The organism is Streptomyces sp. NPDC004266 (genome assembly GCF_042874095.1).
Classification (GTDB): Bacteria; Actinomycetota; Actinomycetes; order Streptomycetales; family Streptomycetaceae; genus Streptomyces.
In genome coordinates, this window is record NZ_JBIAMM010000017.1 from 184,150 (window position 1) to 190,828 (window position 6,679).

At 69.5% G+C, this 6,679-nt stretch carries 5 protein-coding genes and 4 pseudogenes; 3 read left to right on the top strand and 6 right to left on the bottom strand.

What is annotated here, in order from left to right:
• Window positions 1-199: 199 nt before the first annotated feature.
• Together ACFYUZ_RS33055 and ACFYUZ_RS33060 are read right to left on the bottom strand one after the other, a co-directional pair.
• The gene (locus ACFYUZ_RS33055) at window positions 200-613 is read right to left on the bottom strand and encodes a cytidine deaminase family protein (protein ID WP_389315499.1); all 414 of its coding nucleotides are present in this window, start codon (window positions 611-613) and stop codon (window positions 200-202) included.
• Window positions 614-634: 21 nt separating this feature from the next.
• Window positions 635-1,428, bottom strand: a pseudogene (locus ACFYUZ_RS33060) (Mobile element protein).
• On the opposite strand from ACFYUZ_RS33060, the gene ACFYUZ_RS33065 reads away from it, so the two are divergent.
• Window positions 1,358-1,522, top strand: coding sequence for a hypothetical protein (locus tag ACFYUZ_RS33065; RefSeq protein WP_389315516.1), 165 nt, complete (start codon window positions 1,358-1,360; stop codon window positions 1,520-1,522). The pseudogene ACFYUZ_RS33060 and the gene ACFYUZ_RS33065 sit on opposite strands and share 71 nt — an antisense overlap.
• Before the next feature lie 173 nt (window positions 1,523-1,695).
• Here the strand turns inward: ACFYUZ_RS33065 and ACFYUZ_RS33070 are convergent, their stop codons facing one another.
• The 3 genes and pseudogenes from ACFYUZ_RS33070 to ACFYUZ_RS33080 all read right to left on the bottom strand — a co-directional run bounded on the left by ACFYUZ_RS33070 (window position 1,696) and on the right by ACFYUZ_RS33080 (window position 4,350).
• Window positions 1,696-2,331 (bottom strand): class I SAM-dependent methyltransferase, encoded by a 636-nt coding sequence (locus ACFYUZ_RS33070; protein ID WP_389315511.1) that lies wholly within the window; start codon window positions 2,329-2,331, stop codon window positions 1,696-1,698.
• Window positions 2,332-2,529: 198 nt separating this feature from the next.
• Window positions 2,530-3,455 (bottom strand): annotated as a pseudogene (locus ACFYUZ_RS33075) (IS5 family transposase); the annotation flags it as partial.
• A gap of 511 nt (window positions 3,456-3,966) precedes the next feature.
• On the bottom strand, window positions 3,967-4,350 hold the full coding sequence (locus tag ACFYUZ_RS33080; RefSeq protein WP_389315501.1) for a barstar family protein: 384 nt from the start codon (window positions 4,348-4,350) through the stop codon (window positions 3,967-3,969).
• Between the two features lie 522 nt (window positions 4,351-4,872).
• Here ACFYUZ_RS33080 and ACFYUZ_RS33085 point away from each other — a divergent pair.
• Entirely contained in the window at window positions 4,873-5,772 is a 900-nt protein-coding gene (locus tag ACFYUZ_RS33085; RefSeq protein WP_389315503.1) for an aminoglycoside phosphotransferase family protein, read from the top strand.
• Window positions 5,773-6,070: 298 nt separating this feature from the next.
• Here ACFYUZ_RS33085 and ACFYUZ_RS33090 read toward each other — a convergent pair.
• Window positions 6,071-6,385: pseudogene (locus tag ACFYUZ_RS33090) on the bottom strand (IS5/IS1182 family transposase); the annotation flags it as partial.
• 19 nt (window positions 6,386-6,404) lie between these two features.
• Between ACFYUZ_RS33090 and ACFYUZ_RS33095 the strand changes: the two are divergent.
• A pseudogene (locus tag ACFYUZ_RS33095) lies at window positions 6,405-6,679 on the top strand (IS5/IS1182 family transposase); the annotation flags it as partial.

The following is a 6,679-nucleotide window of genomic DNA, read 5'->3' on the forward strand; positions in this document are numbered from 1 at the left end:
GCGGCCGAGCTGGCGACGCCAACGCTCGCACAGGGGCAGGTCGTGGACGTACTGCTTGAGGGACTTGCCTTCGACGGCCGCGGCAGCGCGGGCCTGTCCCGCTCGATGCCGCGTGGCCAGTGCGCGCGGCCAGTGCTGCATCAGGCAACGTTTGCCCTGTTGTCGATCGGCGGTACCGGATCGTGCTGGGTGGCGCGGTTCACTCGGCGTCGAGCTGGTGGTCGGCCCAGACGTAGCTTTCGGGCAGCAGGTCGGTGATGAGGACGGTTCGGGTGCGGTCGCCTTCGCCGACGATGACCTTGAGAGCCGGGAAGTAGTCGAGGAGGACCTGGCGGCACCGGCCGCATGGAGGGACAACCCCTCGGTCGCGGTCGCCCACGGCGACGATCGTGTTCAGTTCGTAGGCGCCCTGGGCGGCTGCCGCGCCGATGAGGACCAGCTCGGCGCAGGGGCCTCCCGTGAAGTGGTAGGCGTTCACGGCGGTGACGATCCGGCCGTCCTGGGCGCGGGCGGCGGCTGCCATGGTGTGGTTGTCGCCCCGGCAGCGAGGGCGAGCGACATGTGCCGCGGCCCGGATGAACTCGTGGTCGACGGGATGGGTCTGCGTGGTCATCTTCTCTGCCTTCGTCAGGTGTCAGGCGACGTTGACCCGGGTGACGAGGGTGCGCAAGCGAACATCGGCGGTGTGCCTGTTCCGCCAGATGATGTAGCGGCGGATCATGCTGCCCTGCTCCTTGTGGGTGGCGTGGTCGGTGCCGTCGAGGGTGAAGTGGCGCAGGGCGGTGAACTGGGCCTCGATGCGGTTCAGCCAGGAGCTGTTGGTCGGGGTGCAGGCGATGTCGACGTTGTTCGCCCCGGCCCAGATGCCGACCCGCCGGCACTTCTTCGTGGTCAGGTGCGGGGAGGGGTTGTCACAGACGATCGCGATACGGACTTCGGGCGGGTAGGGGGCGCGCAGGTACCGGCCGAACCCCAGGAACCGGGTACGCTTCTCGACCGGCTTGATGTGGCCGTAGAACTTGTCCTTGGCCAGGTCCGGTGCGGTGCGGCGCGCAGGTGCCGTACTCCGCCGTAGCGGTTGTAGGCCGCCCGCCGCCTGCGGCGTGGTTCGCGGTCGGGGTCCTGGTGCTTTCCGCCGCGTTCGGCCCACTGCCTGCCCGGGTGGGGCTGGAGGTCGAGCGGCCCGAACTCGTCCAGGCAGAACACGACCTCGGGTTCGCCCGGCTCGGGCAGGACCTCGCTGTCGGCGATGGCGTAGGGGTGCTCGACGCGGGCCTTCTTGACGGCGTGGTCGGGACCCTTCGAAGTCTTCCAGGCCTTCGGGCGTTGAAAGGTGACGCCCTCCTCGCGGAGCAGGATGCGCAGGCCCTCGTGGCTGATGTCGTCGCCCCCCTTCGGCGACCAGCAGGTCGGCCGGTTCTCGACCAGGCTCCAGGTCGAGAACGGCAAGCCGTGCTCGGCCGGCCTGGACTTGGCGATCTTCGCCACGGCCAGCCCTTGCGCGGACGACAGCACCCTCTGAGGTCGCCGCCATGTCACCACCGCCCCGGTACCTCGGCGGATGATCCGCAGCAGACGATGTCCCTCGTCGTCATGGATCCCCCGAACCCGCACTCGTTCTGCCATCAGGGCAGCACGGTGCTTGGGCCGTAACCCGGTCCGCACGGCGTGACGGCAAGGCCAGATCCGATCGGACTACGCCCGGCGGGCGATCGTGATGATCTCCCGGCTCGTAGTGGTGACGGACCCGCGATTCCAGTCACCGTAGCGGGCCTCGACCTCGAAGCCCGCCTCTGCGAGGAACGCGTCAAGAGCCGCAACGCCAAGGAAGCGCAGACTCGTGTGGTCGACGCGGAGCACGGTGCCGTCGGGCTCGGCCGTCGTCGTGGTGAAGGCGACCACGTCGCCGACGGGAGACTCGATCTCGTGCCAGACGCGCAAGGCACGGCCAGACGCGTCGGTGACGTCGGACGCGTTCGAAGGGTTCCACTCCTCCCAGGCCCGCGTCTGCGGGTGGCGGGTCTCGAAGGCGAAGTGGCCGTCTTCGCGCAGCGCAGCGTGGATCGCCGCGAGCGAGGCGCGCAACTCGTGGTCGGTGACGAGGCATTGGAACGCGTGGCTGATCATCGTCGCGAGGTCGAACTCGGCGTTCCACTCCGCGTCCACCGCAGTGCCCTCGACCCACTCGATGTCGGTACGCCGCCGGGCGCGGGTAAGCGCGGCGCGGTCCGGGTCGAGGCCGACAAGGCGGCCGGCATGGCCGCCTTCACGCGCACGGTGCAGCATGGAGCCGGTTCCGCAGCCCACGTCCAGGACTGAGTGTGCGGCCATCACCAACTCGTCGTAGAAACCGTCACTGGGCCACCGTTCGGGATCCCACGGATTCAGCAGGTCATACAGGGCGGCGGCATCAGCGTCGGAGAACACTGCGAAAGTGTCCACCCGCTGCTGACAGCCACCACCAGACCGTCCACACGACACGGCCGACGTTGCCTGATGCGGCACTAGGCACTGTCCCGCCGACCATGTCCGGAGCCAGATGATGGTTGCTGCGACGGCGACGGTGCCAAGGTAGACGTATGCGCGCTTGTCGTACCTAGTGGACACAGCTCGGTGGTTCTTGAGCTTGTTGATCGCCCGTTCCACGGTGTTGCGCTTCTTGTACAGCTCCTCGTCGAAGCCGGGTGGGCGCCCTCCTGCCCGGCCCCGGCGTACGCGGTTCACAGCCTGATCGCTCTTCTCGGGGATGACGTGGCGGATGCCGCGTCGCCGCCGGTAGCGGCGGGTCCGGCCATTGCTGTATGCCTTATCAGCGCTCACGCTGTCCGGTGTGGTGCGCGGGCGGCCCGGCCCGAATCGAGGCACCCGAATGCGTTCCATGACTGGCTCGAACTGCGTGCAGTCCGCCCGCTGGCCTGCCGTCAGCAACAGCGAAAGCACACGGCAACGCCCGTCCGCGCTCAGGTGGATCTTGGTAGTGAAGCCTCCCCGGGAGCGACCGAGCGCCTCACCTCCTGCACCACCTCCGCCAGGCGGGCGCACAGTCTCACCCACGGTCTTCCGCTCTGGTGTGCCATCCCGGCCGCTCCTTTCGATGCGGCGGGCGGCGGAGCTTTCCGCGCGCCGGCCGCATGCTGGTGGGCACGGATCGAGGTGGAGTCAACCGAGACGTCCCAGTCGATCCCGCCGACGGCATCGGTTTGGGCCTGCACCTGCTGGAGTAGCCGTTCCCAGGTTCCGTCGGCCGACCAGCGCCGGTGGCGCTCGTAGACGGTTTTCCATGGCCCGTAGCGTTCAGGCAGGTCACGCCACTGCACCCCGGTTCGCACCCGGTGCAGGATGCCGTTGACCACCTGACGATGATCGCGCCACCGCCCGCAGCGGTTGTTGCCCGTGGGCAGGAGCGGCTCCAGACGTCGCCACTCCGCCTCTGTCAGATCCCCCCGACCAGTCACGCAAGAGCCGACGAACCCGTGGGCGACATGGGTACGGTCAGCACCTGCGATGCCACCACGCCGACTCCGGGTCTTCCATCGGCTCGTGATGCGTTCGCCCGAGGAGCACCGCGTCCAGGCGCTCGACCTGCACCCGAAGTTCGCCGGCGGCGCTTGGCGGAAGCATGAACAGAGCATCTTGCAGCTTGTCCCGGGCCCAACCCTCACCGCAGCAGAGGCAGGTGAACTCTGCCTCCCATTGTCTCCACCGGCGCCTCGTGCCGTAGACGCGCACGGACCACACGCTCAGCGCCACCGCCACGATGCCCGGAGACAATCGCTCCCGTTCGAGCACACGGACAGCTGCATTCGCCGCTCCCGACAGACCTGGGACATCGCGATACCGCACCCAGGGTCTACCCCAGCCGCGTTCCCGCGGCCGAAGTGAAGCTGGTGTTCTACGAGGCACGGCCCCTTCGGAGGTAAGTCATGGGCGGCATCCTCCCACCATCCATGATCGGCGGGACAGAACCTAGCGAAGGCGCAGGCCCCCTGGCAGTTCTTCTTCGATGATCTCGACCAGCCAGTCGAAGGCGGTGGGGCCACGTCCAGCGCGGGCTTCCGCCAGGCTGGCGGTCATGTGTGCCCTGTTCGTCGGATGACAGCGGGCGAGCCACATCTCGAGCTGCCGAGCAGTCTCCGGGTGGCCCAGATGCCGCCGGGAGGCTTCGTGATCACGCCACTCGATCATGAAGTCGCCGTCGTCCGGTGTCCCGAAGCCGCCGCGGAGGCAGTCGGCGAAGGCATCGAGGTTCCGGCCGAAGTAGCCGCCGCAGCCGATGCTCTCGCCGGCGATCCGCCAGAAGTCCTCCAGCGTCTTGACCTGGCTTCCGTCCAACACGTATCTCACCGTCACAGCCCGCAGACTACGTCCGGCCCGACGGCCTGCCCATTTGTTTTGAATCCGTGCTGTTCAGACAGCACCCCGCAAGGGCTCGCCGGAGCATGTGTGCTTCACCGGAGAAGGACACGGTAGGTGAGCTGGTCCTTGATCGCCCGGTCGGCGATGCCGGGAAGTCGTTACGGATCGGCGGCAGCCGCAGCGGACGGCGGAGGGCGGTCGGCGGTCGGCGGTCGGCGGTCGGCGGTCGGCGGTCGGCGGTCGGCGGTCGGCAACCGGATTCGATGGCGGCGACGCCGGCTTGCTCGGTCAAGTTTCGCCTGCGGGGCAGGGGCATTGCGCTTCCCTTATCGGTGGGCACCGTTGCAGACGGCTGGCCGGGCCCCGGGGCGTCGGGGCGGGCTCGGTCTCGGCCCGGACGGCTTTGCGGCTTCCAGTAGCACCGGCCGGGAAATCCGGTCGACAGGCGAGCCCGCGACACACTGTGATGGTCCTGACTGTCCGCCGCCCGGGGCGGGCCGGCCCCTGGAGCGGCTCTTGGCCACCGAGAGAATCGCGGAAGCCCGTCCCGCGATTGACACCGCGCTGGTCAGGTCCCTGGTCGATACCCAGTTCCCGCAGTGGGACGGGCTGTCCCTGGAGTTGGTCGACCCGGCCGGCTCTGACCATGTGATCCATCGACTGGGCGAGGAGCTGTCCGTCCGGCTGCCCCGCCACGCCGACGCCGTCGGGCAGGCGCGGAAGGAGTCCGAGTGGCTGCCCCGGCTCGCCCCACACCTGCCGCTGGCCGTCCCCGTGCCCATGGGGGTGGGGGAGCCCGACTTCGGTTATCCGTGGCCATGGTCGGTCTCCCGCTGGCTGGAGGGCGAGGTGGCGACTGTGGAGGCACTGGCCGAATCGCCCGAGGCCGCTGTCGAGCTGGCCGGGTTCCTCACCGCTCTCCAAGGGTTCGGTCCCGAGGCGATCCCGGTCTTGGGCACCCGCGATGACCTCACCGTCCGGCCGCTGGTCTCACGGGACCGGGCGACGCGGGCCGCCATCGCAGAGGTCGAGGGCGCGTTCGACACCGCGGCCATGACCGAGCTGTGGGAGGCGGCGCTGGACGCCCCCGAAAGGGACGGCCCACCGGTCTGGTTCCACGGCGACTTCCACACCGGCAACCTGCTGACCGTCGACGGCCGCCTCAGCGCGGTCATCGACTTCGGCGGGCTCGGCGTCGGCGACCCGGCCTGCGACCTGGTGATCGCCTTCACCCTGATGTCGGCCGGCCCCCGGGCCGCCTTCCGCACCGCTCTCGGCGTGGACGACGCCACCTGGGCCCGCGGCCGCGGCTGGGCACTTGCCACGGCCCTGAACGCCTACACCCACTACGCCGCCGTGAACCCCCGGGTCGCCGCGCAGACCACCCGTCAGATCACCGAGGCCCTCGCCGGCTAAGAAGTCCCAACGAAATGATCCTCAAGGTGGTCGGATCACTCCGGGACTGACGATCGGGGGCGGGAGCGGCTCGGTCGAAGCCGTCTGTGATCACCCGGAGGGCTCGTGCCTGCGGTCCCAGCATGCCTTTCGGAACCCCTGTGGGACCGCTTCGCCGCTCTGCTGCCGTGCGGAAGGGACACGCCGAGAGCCATCCGCCGGGTTGCCACCGGTGACGGATTCCAGACCGGACCGCCTTCGAGTACATCGTGCTCGCGCTGGTCCACGGCTCCGGCTACGCGTCGTGGACTTCCACCTCTACCGCGCCGTTCCTCTCGGTGCAGCGCCGGGGCTGGCCGTAGCCGTTCATCCACGAGTGCGTCCGTTCCACGGTCCACCGCTTGCCGGCCTGGATCGGGGCGGATACGCCCCTGCGGGCGATCTCGCCGGTGAAGTCCGACTCCCCGAGCAGAGTGCGGGACTTTTCGTTGTCGTAGCCCCGGTCGAGGTCGACGTTCACCTCCTCGGGCAGGGATCCCACCTGTCCGATGGCCGCTTCGGGGGTCGGGCCGAGGAGAGGCGAGTCGTGGCGGTTGGCCCCTGCGGCGACCAGGCCGAGCGGGTGCCCCGCGGCGGACTCCGGCCGCCCGGACGTGGTGCTGGGCGACCGCGGCCGCGGCGACGACCCCGACCACGACCACGACCCCGACCCCGACCCCGACCCCGATGAGTACCGCCGCCCCGTCCGGGATCTCGGTGTGAAGCCGCTGATCGCTCGCCGGGGCACCAGGCACGGCTCGGGCCCGGGCACGCAACGCCGGGTCGTGGAGCGGGCATTCGCCCACCCGCACTGGTTCCGCCGCCTGCGGATCCGCTGGGAGATCCTCGGCGACCTCCACGGAGCCTTCCTCGCCTCGGATGCGCACTG

Bases quoted from the DNA above. Each gene is read 5' to 3' on its own strand.
- ACFYUZ_RS33070 (WP_389315511.1), bottom strand. From the start codon at position 2,331: ATGGCCGCACACTCAGTCCTGGACGTGGGCTGCGGAACCGGCTCCATG.
- ACFYUZ_RS33055 (WP_389315499.1), bottom strand. From the start codon at position 613: ATGACCACGCAGACCCATCCCGTCGACCACGAGTTCATCCGGGCCGCG.
- ACFYUZ_RS33065 (WP_389315516.1), top strand. From the start codon at position 1,358: ATGCGCAGGCCCTCGTGGCTGATGTCGTCGCCCCCCTTCGGCGACCAG.